Below are 15,272 nucleotides of genomic sequence, written 5' to 3' on the forward strand. Positions count from 1 at the left end.
GACGCGACGACGTGAGCATCTTCCGGCGCCGGCGGCGCGACGACGAAGGTGACCAGCCGGGCCGCCCGGACCGAGCGGCCGCACCCGTCGTACCGGACGAGGCACTGCCCTTCCTGGGCGTCGACGAGGCCCAGCACCTGCGCGGGCTCGTGCGCACGGCGTTCGCCGAGCGCGGGGTCGAGGTGAGCGTCCACGCCGGCCACGTCGCCGACGACTCCGGGCGCCAGTTCGGGCTGTGGAACGTGGCGGCGTCGTGCCACCAGGACGACCGCGGCCACGCCGCCTGGCCCGCTCTGGTCGGCACCCACGTCGAGCGGGTGCTGGCCAGCATGGACGCGCCCGACCCGTTCGCCGACCTCAGTCCCCAGCAGGCGGCGACCCGGACCTACGTGCGGCTCTACGAGCGCGACGCGATCCCCCGCCTCGACGGCTTCCCCCACCGCGAGTTCGCGCCCGGCCTGGTCGAGATGCTCGCGCTCGACCTCCCCGACACCGTCGCCGTGTACGACGACGCCCGGGCCGCCCGCCTCGGTGGCACCGACGTGCTGCGCGCCCACGGGCTCACCAACCTGCACCGCCAGCCCGTCGAGCAGCTCGAGCGCCTCGACCTGCCCGACGGCGGCGGCGCCTTCCACGTGCTGCTCGGCGAGTCGGTGCACACCGCCAGCCGGGCCCTGCTGCTGCCCCGGCTGGCCACCGAGCTGACCGGCCACGAGAGCGGCCGGCACGGCTGGCTGCTGTGCGTCCCCAACCGGCACCAGGTCGCCTGGCACCTGGTCCGCGATGCGACGGTGGTGCCCGTCGTCCAGGCCATGGCCCGCTTCGCGGCGCTCGGCTTCGGCGACGCCCCCGGCCCGCTCAGCCCCCACCTCTACTGGTGGGACGGCGGCGGCTACCAGCAGCTCAGCCGCCTCGACGACGACGGCGCGCTCTCGATCGTCGTCGGGCCGGAGTTCCAGCGGGTGCTCGAGGAGCTCACCGGCGGGTCCTGAGCACCCCCACGAGCAGCCCGAGCGCCGCCACCTGGGCGACCGCGACGAGCACGCCGAGGAGCGTCGCGTGGTGGGTGACGAGCGCTCCGGCGACCGCACCGCCCACGATCGCCCCGAGCCCCTGGACCGCGGCGAACACGCCGTACCCGGTGGCGCGGCGGGGTCCGGGGACGACGGCCGCGACCTGCGCCTTGACGGTCGAGTCGAGGATCCCGGTGGCCACGCCCCACAGCGCGACGCCGGCCAGGACCGGGCCGAGGTGGTCGGCGAAGACCAGCGGCGGCAGCACCGCGACCAGCACCGGGACGGCGAGCAGCACCCGCGGCCCCCACCGGTCGAACAGCGCGCCGGTGCCGAGCGCGGCGACGGCCGCCGTCGCCATCGCGAGGGCGTAGACGACGGGAGCGGCGGCGAGCGGCACGAGCCCGATCTCGACGAACCGGAACGAGATGATGCCGAACGTCATCAGCCCGGCCGTGGCGAGCGCGGCGGCCGCCGAGAAGACGTGGAACCGGGCCGGCAGGTCGAGCCCCAGCGCGGCACCGAGCCCCCGTCGTACCGGACGATCTGGTTGTCCGGAGGCCTCTGCGACAGCCAGATCGTCCGGTACGACGGTGAGCTGCGGGGCACGGCGGGCCAGCTGGGCGAGCAGGAGCAGCGAGAGCGCGCCCGGGATCGCGAGCACCGCGAATCCGGGCCAGAGCGTGCCGGTCAGGGCCGCGATCCCGGCGACGACGAGCGGCCCGGCGAACGCGCCGACCTGGTCGAGCGCCTTGTGGACGCCGAACGCCCGGCCCATGCTGCCGCCGACGGCGACCCGGGCGAGCAGGGCGGACTTCGCCGGGCTCCGGATCGCCTTACCCGCCCGCTCGGCGAGGATGAGCGCCGCGGCGACCGCGACGCCCGCCGTCCCGAGCGCGGGGGCGACGGCCAGGAGCGGTACGCACACCGCGGTGAGCCCGTACCCGACGACGGTCAGCCGCCAGTGCCGACCGCTGCGGTCCGCCCACGGGCCGGTGCCGAGGCGCAGCAGCAGCGCCATCGCCTCGCCGGCGCCGGTGACCAGACCGACGACGAGCGCCGAGGCGCCGAGCGTGCCGAGGTACGGGCCCGCGACCGAGCGCATGCCCTCGTAGACCATGTCGGCGAGGAGGCTGACGAAACCGAAGGCGACGACGGTCCGCCACGGGCTCCAGGTCACGTGGAGGATCCTGTCAGGCGGCGTCGGCGACTGCCGCGGCGGCCTTCGGGTACCGCGCGCTCGCCATGGATCGACGCACCGTGGGGGTGGAGGAGGAGCTTCTCCTCATCGACCCCGAGAGCCGCCTTCCCGCACCGCGTGCGGAGCAGGTCCTCAAGTACGCCCGCGAGCACGGCAGCGGTGCGAGCGACGCTCTCGACCACGAGCTCTTCCGCCACCAGCTCGAGACGCGCACGCCACCGGTCACCTCGCTCGACGACCTCCGCCGGCACCTGGTCGGCGCCCGGCACGACGCGACCGAGGCGGCGGCCGCGGTCGGCCTCGCGGTGGCGGCGTCCGGCGCCGTCCCCCTGGGGGGCGGGGACCCGCGGACCTCGCCCGACGACCGCTACCGCGCGATGGTCGAGACGTACGGCGAGGTGGCCCGCCCGGGCGGCACGTGCGGGCTGCACGTCCACGTCGCCATCGACTCCGACGACGACGGCGTCCGCGCGATCGACACGATCACCCCGTGGCTGCCGGTGCTGCTCGCCATCAGCGCGAACTCGCCCTTCCACCACGGGCGCGACACCCGCTACGCCTCGTGGCGCTCGCAGGTCTGGACGCAGTGGCCGAGCGCCGGACCGACGGCGCCGTTCGGCTCCGCGGCCGGCTACCGCGAGGCCAGCCGGCAGCTGATCGCGTCGGGTGCGGCCCTCGATCCTGGGATGCTCTACTACGACGCCCGGCTCTCCGAGAGCTACCCGACCGTCGAGGTCCGGATCACCGACGTCTGCACCGATCCCGACGAGGCGGTGCTGATCGCCGCGCTCGTGCGCGGCCTGGTCGACCACGCCCTCGCCACCACGTCCGAACCGGCCCCCTGGCGTGCGGAGCTGCTCCGGGCGGCCCGCTGGCGCGCGGCCCGCTACGGGCTCACCGACCGCCTGCTCGACCCGCGCACCGGCCGGCTCGCCCCGGCGCGCGCCGTCGCGGAGAGCCTGGTGCACCGGGTCCGGGACCAGCTCGAGGCCCACGGCGACACCGCACTGGTGGACGCCGTGCTCCCCCAGGTCCTCGCCGAGGGCGGGGCCACCCGGCAGCGCGCCGCCTACGAGCGCGGGGGCGGCAACGTGGCGGACGTCGTCGACGACCTGGTCGCGCGCACCGGCGCCGCATGGCGCCAGGTCAGTGGTTGAGACCCCAGACGAAGCCGAAGACACCGGCCGCGACGCCCAGACCGACGATGACCCACAGGGAGATCCAGGCCAGGCTGTGCATGCCGTGCTGGTAGTGGTTCTCGGCGAATCCCGGGAACTGGTCGGCGTTGATCTGGCTCATCTCGCCCTCCTGGTGGTCGTCGGCCTGCTTCACAACCAGACGCTACTGCACCCGGGCAGCCGGCGTCAGCGGTCCTGGACCCGGTTCACCACGGCGAAGGCGGCGTCCAGGTCGACGTCCCACTCGACGCCGGAGCGGTCCCGCACCTCGACCTCGTAGGTCACGCCGGGGTCGTCGCTCGGGTCGACGTCCACCACGGTGCCGCCGCCGACCGCGGCGAGGGCGGCCTTCTCGGCTGCGGTGCGCTCGGGCGCGCCGATGGCGACCGGCCGGTCGTCGGCGTCGTCGTCGTTGTCGTCGTCGTCGGCGTCGCGGTCCAGTACCTTCAGGTCGTCGTCGAGGGTGACGTCGACCTCGCGGCCGTCGTCGAGGCGGACCTCGACCTCGTAGGCCTCCCCCGCGTCGTCGCTCTTCTCGACGTCGACCGCCCGGCCACCGCCGGCGGCCGCGACCGCGGCGGACTCGACCCGGTCCCGCTCGTCGCCACGGACCTCGTCGGCCGATGCGGCCCACACGGTCCCTCCGACGGCCAGGACGGCGACGGTGGCGAGGGCGGGGATGACGACGCGCTTGCGGCGCAGGGCGGTGGTCCTCATGGGAGTTCCTCTCGGGTGGTTCTCGGTGTGGCACCGAGCCTGCCGGGACGTCGCTGAACCCTTCCTGAAGGCGTCTGACGGCGCCTTCAGGAAGGCAGCCGGACGACCAGCCGCGCCCCGCCCAGCGGCGCGTCCTCGGCCGTGACGACGCCCCCGTGGGCCGCGACCAGCGCACGGACGATCGCCAGCCCCAGGCCGCTCCCACCGGCGTCGCGGGCCCGGGCGTCGTCGAGGCGCACGAAGCGCTCGAAGACCCGCTCCCGGTCGGCCGCGGGGATCCCGGGGCCGTCGTCGTCGACGGTCACGACGACGTGCCGGCCGTCCTCCGCGACGCCGAGCGCGATCCGCGACGCGGCGTGGCGCAGCGCGTTGTCGACGAGGTTGCGCACCACCTGGCCGAGCGCCACCGGATCGCCCTGGACCCGTCCCGGGCCCACGGCGGTGGTGTCGGCGGCGACCCCGGCCCGCGCGGCGCGACGGGCCTCGGCCAGCACGAGGTCGTCGACGTCGACGTCCACCCGCACCGCGCCCTCCCGGCCCGCACCGGCCCGGGTCAGCACGAGGAGCTGGTCGACCAGCGCCTGCATCCGGACCGTCTCCTCGTGCACCGTCGTGGCGAGCTCGCCCTCGTCGAGAGCGCCCGGGTGCGCCTGGGCGACCTCCGCCACCTGGCGCAGGCTGGCCAACGGCGAGCGCAGCTCGTGGGAGGCGTCCGCGACGAACTCCTCCTGGCGGCGCGCCGCGTCCTGGAGCCGGCCGAGCATGCCGTTCATCGTGCGCGCGAGACGACCGATCTCGTCCCGGGACGGCGGCTCCGGCACCCGCCGGTCGAGCCGGGTGCCGGTGATCTGCTCGACCTCGCGGCGGATCCGCTCCACCGGACCGAGCGCACGCGACACCACCAGCCACGTCGTCGCACCGACGACCAGGAGCAGCACGGGCAGCCCCACCAGGAGCGGGGTGAGGAGCGCGGCGGTCGTCTCGTCGACGTCCTCGAGCGAGACCGCCGCGACCACCACGTACGTCGTGCCGCCGTGCTCGGCCTCCTCGTTCACGACCACGTAGGGGTGATCGGCGCCGGGCAGGTCGACGACGTCGTCGTCCCCGGCCGGCAGTGGTCCGGCGAGCGGCTGCGAGGCGCTGACCACGGCACCGGACGGGTCGAGCACCTGCCAGACGACGTCGTCGGGGTCGTCGGGGTCGTCGGCGTCGTCGTCGCCCTGCTCCGCGACCGACGCCGCCGGCGGGCCGCTGGCGGCGACCTGCGCGGCGAGGTCGTCGGCCCGGTGCTCCGCGGTGGTCTCGGCCGCGTCGTGCAGCGACCCGCGGACCACCAGCACCAGCGCGGCGGCGCCGGCCAGCAGGGCGAGCGCCACGACGAGGACGGCACCGAGCGTGGTGCGGGTGCGGACCGCCACGGTCAGCCTCCGTCGCTCGCGAGGCGGTAGCCCGCACCGCGGACGGTCTGGATCGCGTCGCGCCCGAACGGCCGGTCGACCTTGTTGCGCAGGTGCCGGACGTAGACCTCGACGATATTCGGGTCGCCCTCGAAGTCGCCGTCCCAGACGGCGTCGAGGACCTGGCGCTTCGACACCACCTCACCGGGGTGCCGAGCGAGGAAGGCGAGCACCGAGAACTCCCGCGCAGTGAGGCTCACCTCGGTGCCGCCGCGGTGGACCCGGCGCGCGGCGGGGTCGACGACGAGGTCGCCGACCTCGAGCGCCGTGGGCCGCTCCCGAGCCCCGCGCCGGGCGACGGCGCGCAGCCGGGCCACGAGCACCGGGAACGAGAACGGCTTGGTGAGGTAGTCGTCGGCGCCGGTGTCGAGGCCCTCGACCTGGTCCCACTCGCCGTCCTTGGCGGTGAGCATCAGGATGGGCGTCCAGTTCTTCTCGGCCCGCAGCGTGGAGCAGACCCGGTAGCCGTTGATGCCGGGCAGCATGAGGTCGAGCACGATCGCGTCGTACTCGTTCTCGCGGGCCAGCCAGAGCCCGTCGGTGCCGTCGTGGGCGACGTCGACAGCGAAGCCCTCGGCCTCGAGACCGAGCCGCAGCGAGCGCGCGAGCCGCTGCTCGTCGTCGACCACCAGCACCCGCACACCGCACCTCCGGCGAGAAATGGACTCAGGGTGGCCCCATTCTCACGGAGCCACCCTGAACCTGCGCTGAAGGTCAGCGGTACTCGACCTGCATCTCCTTGATGGCGTTGAGCCAGCCGGAGCGGAGCCGGCGCGGCTCGCCCACGAGCTTGATGTCGGGAGCGAGGTCGGCGATCGCGTTGAAGATCAGGTTGATCTGCAGGCGGGCCAGGTTGGCGCCGAGGCAGTAGTGCGCCCCGTGGCCGCCGAAGGCGACGTGCGGGTTGTTCTCGCGCTTGATGTCGAACTTGAAGGGCTCGTCGAAGACGGTCTCGTCGAAGTTCGCGGAGGCGTAGAACATCGCCACCCGGTCGCCCTTCTTGATCGCCTGGCCGGCCAGCTCGGTGTCCTTCTTGGCGGTGCGCTGGAAGACCGTGACGGGGGTCGCCCAGCGGACGATCTCGTCGATGGCGGTCTCCGGGCGCTCCTTCTTCCACAGCTCCCACTGGTCGGGGTGCTCGAAGAAGGCGTGCATGCCGTGGCTCGTCGCGTTGCGCGTGGTCTCGTTGCCCGCGACGGTCAGCAGGATGACGAAGAAGCCGAACTCGTCGTTGGTCAGCGCGCCGTGGTCGTCGTCGGCACCGACGCTGATCAGCTTGGTGACGATGTCGTCCTGCGGGTTGGCCCGGCGCTCGTTGGCGAGCTGGTCGAAGTAGACCAGGATCTCCATCGACGCGACGGCCGGGTCGGCGCCGATGTCGGGGTCGTCGTAGCCCATCATCTGGTTGGACCACTCGAACAGCTTCTTGCGGTCCTCCTGCGGGACGCCGAGGAAGTCGGCGATCGCCTGCAGCGGCAGCTCGGCGGCGATGTCCTCGACGAAGTCGCCGGAGCCCTGGGCGACGGCGCCGGCGACGATCTCGCGGGCACGCTCCTCGAGGACCGTCCTGAGGGCGGCGATCACGCGCGGGGTGAAGCCGCGCGAGACGATGCCGCGCATCTGGGTGTGGTCCGGCGGGTCGTGGTGGATCAGCATCGCGCGCTGGACCTCGACCTGGTCCCGGGTCATGTCCGGCGCGAACCGGATGATGACGCCGTTCTCCATCGCCGACCAGTTCTCGTTGTCCTTGGAGACCTGGCGGACCTCGGCGTGCCGGGTCAGCGCCCAGTAGCCGGTGTCGAGGAAGCCGGCGCGCGCCTCGGGGACCTGCTCGATCCAGCGGATCGGCTCACTCTCGCGCAGCGCGCGGAACTGCTCGTGGGGCACGGCCACTTCGTTGATGTCGGGATCGGTGGGATCCCAATCCGTCGGGATGAGGAGCTCGGTCACGCGCTGAGCCTTTCGCTGCGGCTGATGGGGGTGAAACACGTTCTAGAGCCCTACCGTACAAAGCCTCGCGCGATTACGAAAGGGTTTCGTGAATCGTTTCTCCGGGACCGGGACGACTCGTAGAACGTGTTCTAGTTCGGTGCTACGGTGACCGCATGGGCAACCCTGTGATCGTCGATGCCGTCCGCACCCCGCTGGGCAAGCGCAAGGGCTGGCTGGCCGGCCTCCACCCCGCGCAGACCCTGGGCTTCGTCCAGGCCGAGGTGCTCCGCCGCGCCGGCGTCGACCCGGCCCTGGTCGAGCAGGTCGTCGGCGGCTGCGTCACCCAGGCGGGCGAGCAGTCCAACGACGCCGTCCGCCGCGCCTGGCTGTACGCCGGTCTCCCCCAGGCGACCGCCGGCACCGCGCTCGACGCGCAGTGCGGCTCGGGCCAGCAGGCCACCCACCTGGTCAACGACATGGTCGCCGCCGGCACGATCGACGTCGGCATCGCCTGCGGCGTCGAGATGATGTCGCGCATCCCCCTCGGCGCCAACGTGCCCCCGGGGATGGGCGACCCCCGCCCGGCCGACTGGTCGATCGACATGCCCAACCAGTTCGAGGCCGCCGACCGGATCGCGAAGAACCGCGGCCTGTCCCGCGCCGACCTCGAGGCGCTCGGCCTGGCCTCGCAGGCCAAGGCCCGTGTCGCCGTGGACGAGGGCCGGTTCAAGCGCGAGATCGCCCCGATCTCGGCGCCCGTCCTCGACGCCGACGGCAACCCCACCGGCGAGACCCGGGTCGTCGACGCCGACCAGGGCCTGCGCGAGACCACCGCCGAGGGCCTCGCCGGCCTGCGCACCGTCCTCGACGGCGGCCTGCACACCGCCGGCACGTCGTCCCAGATCTCCGACGGCGCCGCCGCCCTCCTCATCATGGACGAGTCGAAGGCGCGCGCCCTCGGCCTCACCCCGCGCGCCCGGATCGTCGCCCAGTGCCTCGTCGGCTCCGACCCCTACTACCACCTCGACGGCCCCATCGACGCCACCCAGCGCCTCCTCGACAAGACCGGCATGGCGATCGGCGACTTCGACCTCTTCGAGGTCAACGAGGCCTTCGCGTCCGTCGTCCTGTCGTGGGCGGGGGTGCACGGCGTCGACATGGACAAGGTCAACGTCAACGGCGGCGCCATCGCCCTCGGCCACCCCGTCGGCGCCACCGGCGTCCGCCTGATCACCACCGCGCTCCACGAGCTCGAGCGCCGCGACGCCTCCACGGCCCTGATCTCCATGTGCGCCGGCGGTGCGATGGCCACCGGCACGATCATCGAGCGGATCTAACCCCCCGCCCCGCCCCCTCAGCCTCCCTCCGTACGACGGGCAGTTTCACCGCCTAGGCGGTGAAACTGCCGGTGGGCGCACGGAAGTCCGTGCGCCCACGCCCAGATTCGTACGCCAACCGTCCACAGGCGTCTGCAGCCGACGCCCTGTCCACAAGCCGTGTACGAAGCGCTGGCAGGACCGGGACGGGGCACCCACGCTGGCCCGATGATCGAGCTGCTCGCCAACCAGGACGGCATCCTTCTCCGTCGAGACGCCATCGCGGCCGGTGCTGACGACAAGGCGCTCTCGCGAGCGGTCCGATCCGGTCACCTCATCCGGCTTCGCCAAGGCGCTTATGTCGTCCATCCCGTGTGGGCACAAGCCGACCCCGTGGACCGACATCGCCTCCTGGCGGCCGCGGTCCGTCAGCAGTACGGCATCGGGGTCGCGTTGTCCCACGTGAGCGCATGCATCGAGCAGGGCGGCCCGCACTGGGGCCTGAACCTCGCCACTGCCCATGTAACCCACCTCGACGGGACCAGCGGCCGGCGTCTCGCGCGAGTGATTCATCACCACGGCCGTTGCCTTGTCGACGACGTCACCCGCGATGCGGCCGGCTGGATCACGTCGCCCACGCGTACCGCACTGGACACCGCTAGCGGCGCGTCTCGCGACGCTGCGGTCGCAGTTCTCGACTGGTACCTCAACAGCGGTCTCACGACGGAGGACGATCTCGCTGTCGGCTTCCAGCGGATGACCAGCTGGCCGCGAACACTCCTCTTGCAGCTCGCGCTACGCCTCGCCGACTCTTCGGCAGAGTCGGTCGGCGAGACACGGACACGTCTGCTGTGCCTGGACGAGCACCTTCCCCCACCGACCACGCAGTTCGAGGTTCGCCACCCCAGCGGCCGCCTCGCCGGCCGGCTCGACTTCGCGTGGCCCCAGCATCGGACGATGCTCGAGTTCGACGGCCGCGAGAAGTACCACCGGTTTCGCCGTCCAGGCGAGAGGCTCGAGGAGATGGTGATGCGCGAGAAGCAGCGCGAGGACGAGATTCGCGAGCTGACCGGTTGGACGATGGTCCGCCTGACGTGGGCCGACCTCGACCGGCCTCACGCGACGTCCGAGCGCATCCGTCGGGCATTCCGCGCGAGCAGCGGGGTTGGACGCAACTAGGCCCACGGAACTCCCCCTTGGCATAGAGAATTCCGTGGGCCTACCGGCAGTTTCACCGCCTAGGCGGTGAAACTGCCGCCACTCAGGCGGTCCCGTAAACCGGCTCGGGCGCCGGCCCCTCGGCGAGCAGGTCACGGAGGGCGCCACCGACCTTCTCGGCCTCCCAGCGGGCGCCGGCGTCGCGGGAGGCGCCGTGGGTCCAGCCGTTCTCGACGGTGATCACCGAGCCGTCGATCTCGATCACCCGGCCGGTGACGTCGCCGGCCTCCTCGGAGGCGAGCCAGGCGACGATCGGGGAGTTGTCCTCGGGCAGGGCCATCGCGGAGGTGTCGAAGGCGCCCTCGGTCATCCGGGTCTTGGCGACGGGCGCGATCGCGTTGACGGTGACGCCGTAGCGGCCCATCTCGGCGGCGGCGACCAGGGTCAGGCCGGCGATGCCGGCCTTGGCGGCCGAGTACGTCGCCTGGCCGATCGAGCCCTGCAGGCCCGCACCCGACGACGTGTTGATCACGCGGGCCGCGCGGGTGCGGCCCTCCTTGGCCTCGGCGCGCCAGTAGGCGCCGGCGTGGCGCAGCGGGGCGAAGTGGCCCTTGAGGTGGACCCGGATGACGGCGTCCCACTCGTCCTCGGCGGTGTTCACGAGCATCCGGTCGCGCAGGAAGCCGGCGTTGTTGACGAGGATGTCGAGGCCGCCGAAGGTGTCGATCGCCTGGCGGATCATCGCCTCGGCCGCGGCGAAGTCGGCGACGTCGGCGCCGTTGACGACGGCCTGGCCGCCCATCGCCTCGATCTCCGCGACGACCGCGTGGGCCGGGGACTCGTCGGTGCCCTCACCGGCGGCGGAGACGCCGTAGTCGTTGACGACGACCTTGGCGCCGTGCCGGGCGAGCTCCAGGGCGTGGGCGCGGCCGATACCGCGGCCGGCTCCGGTGACGATGGCCACGCGGCCGTCGAGCAGCTTGCTCACGAGTTCTCTCCTGTGTTCTGGAAGATGTGCAGGAAGACCGGCATCTCGCCGCCGCCGTGGCAGGCGACGCTGGCGCCGGAGACATAGGTCGCCAGGTCGCTGGCGAGGAAGGCGGCGACATTGCCGATCTCGTCGAACCGGGCCATCCGGCGGGCCGGGATGGTCCGCTCGATCGCGGCGACGGTGGCGTCGCCGCCGTAGTGCTCCGCCGTGTCGGCGGTGCGCACCAGGCCGACGTCGATGCAGTTGACCCGCACCTTCGGGCCCCACTCCATCGCGAGCGACGTCGTCAGCGAGTCGACGCCGGCCTTCGCCGCGCCGTACGCCGCCGTACCCGGCGAGGGCCGCAGCGCCGAGACGGAGGAGATGTTGACGATCGCGCCGCCGCTCTCCTGGGTCTGCATGACCCGGTTGGCCGCCTGGCTGACGTGCAGTGCGGCCATCAGGTTGAGCCCGACGACCTTCTCGCTCAGCCGCGGCGAGGCCTCGTCGGCCATCACGAACGGGCCGCCGCCGGCGTTGTTGACGACGATGTCGAGCCGGCCGTGCCGGGTGACGACGGCGTCGACGAGGGCCGCCACCGAGTCGGGGTCACGGACGTCGCAGGTCAGGTGCGTCGCACCGGCGGGCGGCTCGGCCTCCGAGCGGCCACAGGTGACCACGGTGGCGCCGGCCGCGAGGAGCACCTCGGAGATCCCGCGGCCGATGCCGCGCGCCCCGCCGGTGACGAGGGCGACCCGGCCGCCAAGGTCCACGCTGAGTGTCATGACTCCACAATACCAAGCAAATGCTTGGTAGCATGCATCTATGACAGTCACCAGCGAGTTGCGACCGGACGGCATCCGCGTCGTCACGATGAACGCTCCCCCGGTCAACGCCCTCACCGTGCAGGGCTGGTTCGACGTGGCGGCCGCCCTCGACGAGGCGAGCGCCGACATGGCCACGAAGGTCGTCGTCCTCCGCGCGGAGGGCAAGGGCTTCAACGCCGGCGTCGACATCAAGGAGATGCAGAACACGACCGGCTTCGAGGCGCTCCTCGGTGCCAACCGGGGCTGCTTCGCCGCGTTCAAGGCTGTCTACGAGTGCTCGGTCCCGGTCGTCGCGGCGGTCAACGGCTTCTGCGTCGGCGGCGGCGTCGGCCTGGTCGGCAATGCCGACATCGTCGTCGCCAGCGAGGACGCCTACTTCGGCGTCCCCGAGGTCAACCAGGGGGCCCTCGGCGCGGCCACCCACATGGCGCGCCTCGTCCCCCAGCACATGATGCGCACGCTCTACTTCACCGCGCGCACCATCCCGGCCAAGGACCTCGTCCAGTTCGGCTCGGTGCTCGAGGTCGTCCCGCGCGAGGACCTGCTCGACGCCGCTCTCAAGGTGGCCGGCGAGATCGCCGCCAAGAACACCAAGGTCATCCGCGCCGCCAAGGAGGCGCTCAACGGGATCGACCCGATCGACGTCAACAAGTCCTACCGCTGGGAGCAGGGCTTCACGTTCGAGCTCAACCTGATGGGCGTCAGCGACGAGCTCCGTGACGACTTCGCCGGCACCACCAAGGCAGGAGGCGCCCAGTGAGCCGCAAGCCGCGCGACAAGCGGATGTCGATCGACGACGTCGTCGGCAGCCTCGAGAGCGGGATGACCATCGGCATCGGCGGCTGGGGCCCGCGGCGCAAGCCGATGGCACTGGTCCGCGCGATCTACAACTCCGACCTCACCGACCTGACGATCGTCAGCTGGGGCGGGGCCGACGTCGGTCTGCTCGCGCGGGCCGGCAAGATCCGCAAGCTGGTCTACGCGTTCGTCTCGCTCGACACCGTCCCCCTGGAGCCCAATTTCCAGCGCGCCCGCCAGGCCGCGTCGATCCCCGAGGTCGTCGAGCTCGACGAGGGCATGTTCCAGACCGGCCTCAAGGCGGCGGCCGAGCGGCTGCCGTTCCTGCCGATGCGTGCGGGACTCGGCTCCGACGTCCTCGTCAACAACCCCTGGATCAAGACGGTCACCAGCCCCTACGACGACGGTCACGGCCACGAGGAGCTCGTCGCCGTCCCGGCACTGCGCCTCGACGCCGCGCTCGTCCACCTCAACCGTGCCGACCAGCACGGCAACGCGTCGTACCTGGGACCGGACCCGTACTTCGACGACCTCTTCGCGATGGCCGCCGACAAGACCTACGTCAGCGTCGAGCAGGTCGTCGACACCGCCGGGCTGACCGTCGACGCCCCCGTCCAGCGCCTGCTGCTGAGCCGGATGATGGTCACCGGCGTCGTCGAGACCCCGAACGGTGCGCACTTCAGCACCTGCACGCCCGACTACGAGCGCGACGAGAAGTTCCAGCGCGCCTACGCCGCCGCGGCCGGCGGCACCGACGAGGAGTGGCAGGCCTTCCACGACCGCTTCCTCGCCGGCGACGAGGCGGCCTACCAGGCCGCCGTCCAGGCCTTCACCGAGGAGAACGCCCAGTGAGCGACACCGACTTCACCCGCGCGGACGTCTGCGCCGCCGCGATCGCGGACGCCTTCAGCCAGGACGGCGAGATCTTCGCCAGCCCGATGGGCCTGCTGCCGACGCTCGGCGTCCGGCTCGCCAAGCTGACGTCGAACCCCGACCTCGTCATCAGCGACGGCGAGTCGGTCTTCCTGGGCGGCACTCCCCCGCTGGGCGGCAAGGACGTCGTCGAGGGCTGGATCCCGTTCCGGCGCGTCTTCGACGTCGTCGCCTACGGCAAGCGGCACGTGATGATGGGCGCCACCCAGGTCGACCGGCACGGCAACCAGAACATCTCCGCGATCGGTCCGTTCGCCCAGCCCAAGCGCCAGCTCCTCGGCTCGCGCGGCGCGCCGGGCAACACCGTCAACAACCGGACGTCGTACTGGGTCCCGAAGCACTCGACCCGGGTCTTCGTCGAGCAGGTCGACATCGTCTCCGGCGTCGGGCCCGCGCGCGCGGCCGCCGCCGGGGCGGGCGCCTCGCGGTTCAACGACATCCACCGCGTCGTCAGCAACCTCGGCGTCTTCGACCTCGGCGGAGCGGGCGACACGATGCGCCTCGTCTCGGTGCACCCGGGCGTGGGCGTCGACGAGGTCGTCGCCGCGACGGGCTTCGCGCTGGAGGTCCCGGACGACGTCCCGGAGACCCGCGCGCCGTCGTACGAGGAGCTGGTGATCATCCGCGAGGTCCTCGACCCGAAGGGCCTGCGCTTCAAGGAGGTTCCCGCCGCATGATCGAGCAGCAGATCCGCACCGCGTTCACCGACCTGGTCGGCGTCCCGCACCCCGTCGTGCAGACCGGCATGGGCTGGGTCTCCGGCCCCCGCCTGGTCTCCGGGACCGCCGAGGCCGGCGGCCTCGGCATCCTCGCCTCGGCGACCATGACCTTCGCCGAGCTGGAGCAGGCGATCATCGAGGTCAAGGGCCGCACCGACAAGCCGTTCGGCGTCAACCTGCGTGCCGACGCCGCCGACGCGCCCGACCGCTGCCAGCTCCTCATCGACCACGGCGTCAAGGTCGCCTCGTTCGCGCTCGCGCCCAAGCCGGAGCTCATCGCCAAGCTCAAGGAGCACGACATCGTCGTGATGCCCTCGATCGGCGCGGCGAAGCACGCGGTCAAGGTCGCGTCCTGGGGCGCGGACGCCGTCATGGTCCAGGGCGGCGAGGGCGGCGGCCACACCGGCGCCGTCCCGACCACGCTCCTGCTGCCGACCGTCCTCGACGCCGTCGACATCCCGGTGATCGCCGCGGGCGGCTTCTTCGACGGCCGCGGCCTCGCCGCCGCCCTGTCGTACGGCGCCGCGGGCGTCGGCATGGGCACCCGCTTCCTGCTGACCCGCGACTCCGCCGTCCCCGACGCGGTCAAGGAGCTCTACCTCACCAAGGGCCTGGCCGACACCGTCGTCACCACCAAGGTCGACGGCATGCCGCACCGGATGCTCCGCACCGACCTCGTCGACTCGCTCGAGGAGACCTCCGCCGTCCGCCGCCTCGGGCCGACGATGCGCCGCACGCTGGAGTTCAAGAAGTCCTCCGGCATGTCGTGGACCGGCCTGCTCAAGGACGGCCGGGCCATGAAGAAGGCCCAGGGCCGCACCCTCGGCCAGATGGCCCTCGCCGCCAACACCCCGACCATGCTGCGCGCCGGCCTGGTCGAGGGCGACACCTCCGCGGGCGTCCTCGCCAGCGGGCAGGTGGTCGGCGTCATCGACGACCTGCCGTCGTGCGCGGAGCTCGTCGAGCGGATCGTCGTCCAGGCGGCCGCGGAGCTGAAGCGGGCGTCGTCGTACGTCGTGTGAGGTGAGCGCGCGCTCCGGGCCGGGCCCGGGC

The 15,272-nt window shown here is 72.6% G+C and carries 16 protein-coding genes; 8 read left to right on the forward strand and 8 right to left on the reverse strand.

Translation table 11 applies throughout. The annotated features are described in order from the left end of the window. Window positions 1-11 precede the first annotated feature (11 nt). Window positions 12-992 (forward strand): hypothetical protein, encoded by a 981-nt coding sequence (locus BM223_RS14285; protein ID WP_038679161.1) that lies wholly within the window; start codon window positions 12-14, stop codon window positions 990-992. On the opposite strand, the gene BM223_RS14290 is transcribed toward BM223_RS14285, so the two are convergent. After that, on the reverse strand, window positions 976-2,193 hold the full coding sequence (locus BM223_RS14290; RefSeq protein WP_235318900.1) for an MFS transporter: 1,218 nt from the start codon (window positions 2,191-2,193) through the stop codon (window positions 976-978). The two genes, BM223_RS14285 and BM223_RS14290, sit on opposite strands and share 17 nt — an antisense overlap. A 65-nt stretch (window positions 2,194-2,258) precedes the next feature. Here BM223_RS14290 and BM223_RS14295 point away from each other — a divergent pair, with 65 nt between their 5' ends. Further along, window positions 2,259-3,371, forward strand: a complete 1,113-nt coding sequence (locus tag BM223_RS14295) for a carboxylate-amine ligase (protein ID WP_038679164.1) — start codon at window positions 2,259-2,261, stop codon at window positions 3,369-3,371. On the opposite strand, the gene BM223_RS14300 is transcribed toward BM223_RS14295, so the two are convergent. The 5 genes from BM223_RS14300 to BM223_RS14320 form a co-directional block, all read right to left on the reverse strand. Next, complete coding sequence (locus BM223_RS14300; protein WP_038679166.1) at window positions 3,361-3,546, reverse strand: hypothetical protein; 186 nt, start codon at window positions 3,544-3,546, stop codon at window positions 3,361-3,363. The genes BM223_RS14295 and BM223_RS14300 overlap by 11 nt on opposite strands. 32 nt (window positions 3,547-3,578) lie before the next feature. Continuing rightward, a complete protein-coding gene (locus tag BM223_RS14305) occupies window positions 3,579-4,109 on the reverse strand; it encodes a PepSY domain-containing protein (protein ID WP_038679168.1) in 531 nt (176 codons plus the stop codon). An 86-nt stretch (window positions 4,110-4,195) separates the two neighbouring features. Then, window positions 4,196-5,527 carry a sensor histidine kinase gene (locus tag BM223_RS14310; RefSeq protein ID WP_200886980.1) on the reverse strand — a complete coding sequence of 444 codons (1,332 nt, stop codon included), beginning with the start codon at window positions 5,525-5,527 and terminating at the stop codon, window positions 4,196-4,198. 2 nt (window positions 5,528-5,529) lie between these two features. Next, entirely contained in the window at window positions 5,530-6,207 is a 678-nt protein-coding gene (locus BM223_RS14315; protein WP_038679172.1) for a response regulator transcription factor, read from the reverse strand. 73 nt (window positions 6,208-6,280) lie between these two features. Next, window positions 6,281-7,516 (reverse strand): cytochrome P450, encoded by a 1,236-nt coding sequence (locus BM223_RS14320; RefSeq protein WP_038679174.1) that lies wholly within the window; start codon window positions 7,514-7,516, stop codon window positions 6,281-6,283. 155 nt (window positions 7,517-7,671) lie between these two features. Between BM223_RS14320 and BM223_RS14325 the strand changes: the two genes are divergently transcribed. Then, window positions 7,672-8,835 carry a steroid 3-ketoacyl-CoA thiolase gene (locus BM223_RS14325; protein WP_038679176.1) on the forward strand — a complete coding sequence of 388 codons (1,164 nt, stop codon included), beginning with the start codon at window positions 7,672-7,674 and terminating at the stop codon, window positions 8,833-8,835. 207 nt (window positions 8,836-9,042) lie between these two features. Beyond that, window positions 9,043-9,993 (forward strand): type IV toxin-antitoxin system AbiEi family antitoxin domain-containing protein, encoded by a 951-nt coding sequence (locus BM223_RS14330; protein ID WP_038679178.1) that lies wholly within the window; start codon window positions 9,043-9,045, stop codon window positions 9,991-9,993. An 82-nt stretch (window positions 9,994-10,075) separates the two neighbouring features. Here BM223_RS14330 and BM223_RS14335 read toward each other — a convergent pair whose 3' ends face one another. Both BM223_RS14335 and BM223_RS14340 read right to left on the reverse strand, forming a co-directional pair. Continuing rightward, window positions 10,076-10,960, reverse strand: coding sequence for an SDR family oxidoreductase (locus BM223_RS14335; RefSeq protein WP_038679180.1), 885 nt, complete (start codon window positions 10,958-10,960; stop codon window positions 10,076-10,078). Further along, window positions 10,957-11,727 carry an SDR family oxidoreductase gene (locus BM223_RS14340; protein ID WP_038679181.1) on the reverse strand — a complete coding sequence of 257 codons (771 nt, stop codon included), beginning with the start codon at window positions 11,725-11,727 and terminating at the stop codon, window positions 10,957-10,959. The genes BM223_RS14335 and BM223_RS14340 overlap by 4 nt, the downstream gene beginning before the upstream one ends. A 40-nt stretch (window positions 11,728-11,767) precedes the next feature. Between BM223_RS14340 and BM223_RS14345 the strand changes: the two genes are divergently transcribed. The 4 genes from BM223_RS14345 to BM223_RS14360 are packed head-to-tail and all read left to right on the forward strand — an operon-like array spanning window position 11,768 to window position 15,241. Continuing rightward, a complete protein-coding gene (locus BM223_RS14345) occupies window positions 11,768-12,529 on the forward strand; it encodes an enoyl-CoA hydratase family protein (protein WP_038679183.1) in 762 nt (253 codons plus the stop codon). After that, window positions 12,526-13,419 (forward strand): CoA transferase subunit A, encoded by an 894-nt coding sequence (locus tag BM223_RS14350; protein ID WP_218030661.1) that lies wholly within the window; start codon window positions 12,526-12,528, stop codon window positions 13,417-13,419. Before BM223_RS14345 ends, BM223_RS14350 begins: the two co-directional genes overlap by 4 nt. Continuing rightward, window positions 13,416-14,177 carry a CoA-transferase subunit beta gene (locus BM223_RS14355; RefSeq protein WP_038679185.1) on the forward strand — a complete coding sequence of 254 codons (762 nt, stop codon included), beginning with the start codon at window positions 13,416-13,418 and terminating at the stop codon, window positions 14,175-14,177. Before BM223_RS14350 ends, BM223_RS14355 begins: the two co-directional genes overlap by 4 nt. Further along, the gene (locus tag BM223_RS14360) at window positions 14,174-15,241 is read left to right on the forward strand and encodes an NAD(P)H-dependent flavin oxidoreductase (RefSeq protein ID WP_038679187.1); all 1,068 of its coding nucleotides are present in this window, start codon (window positions 14,174-14,176) and stop codon (window positions 15,239-15,241) included. Before BM223_RS14355 ends, BM223_RS14360 begins: the two co-directional genes overlap by 4 nt. The last annotated feature ends 31 nt before the right edge of the window (window positions 15,242-15,272 follow it).

The organism is Pimelobacter simplex (genome assembly GCF_900114845.1).
GTDB classification, from domain to species: Bacteria; Actinomycetota; Actinomycetes; order Propionibacteriales; family Nocardioidaceae; genus Nocardioides; species Nocardioides simplex.

Bases quoted from the DNA above. Each gene is read 5' to 3' on its own strand.
- BM223_RS14340 (WP_038679181.1), bottom strand. From the start codon at position 11,727: ATGACACTCAGCGTGGACCTTGGCGGCCGGGTCGCCCTCGTCACCGGC.
- BM223_RS14295 (WP_038679164.1), top strand. From the start codon at position 2,259: ATGGATCGACGCACCGTGGGGGTGGAGGAGGAGCTTCTCCTCATCGAC.
- BM223_RS14345 (WP_038679183.1), top strand. From the start codon at position 11,768: ATGACAGTCACCAGCGAGTTGCGACCGGACGGCATCCGCGTCGTCACG.
- BM223_RS14325 (WP_038679176.1), top strand. From the start codon at position 7,672: ATGGGCAACCCTGTGATCGTCGATGCCGTCCGCACCCCGCTGGGCAAG.
- BM223_RS14360 (WP_038679187.1), top strand. From the start codon at position 14,174: ATGATCGAGCAGCAGATCCGCACCGCGTTCACCGACCTGGTCGGCGTC.
- BM223_RS14330 (WP_038679178.1), top strand. From the start codon at position 9,043: ATGATCGAGCTGCTCGCCAACCAGGACGGCATCCTTCTCCGTCGAGAC.
- BM223_RS14305 (WP_038679168.1), bottom strand. From the start codon at position 4,109: ATGAGGACCACCGCCCTGCGCCGCAAGCGCGTCGTCATCCCCGCCCTC.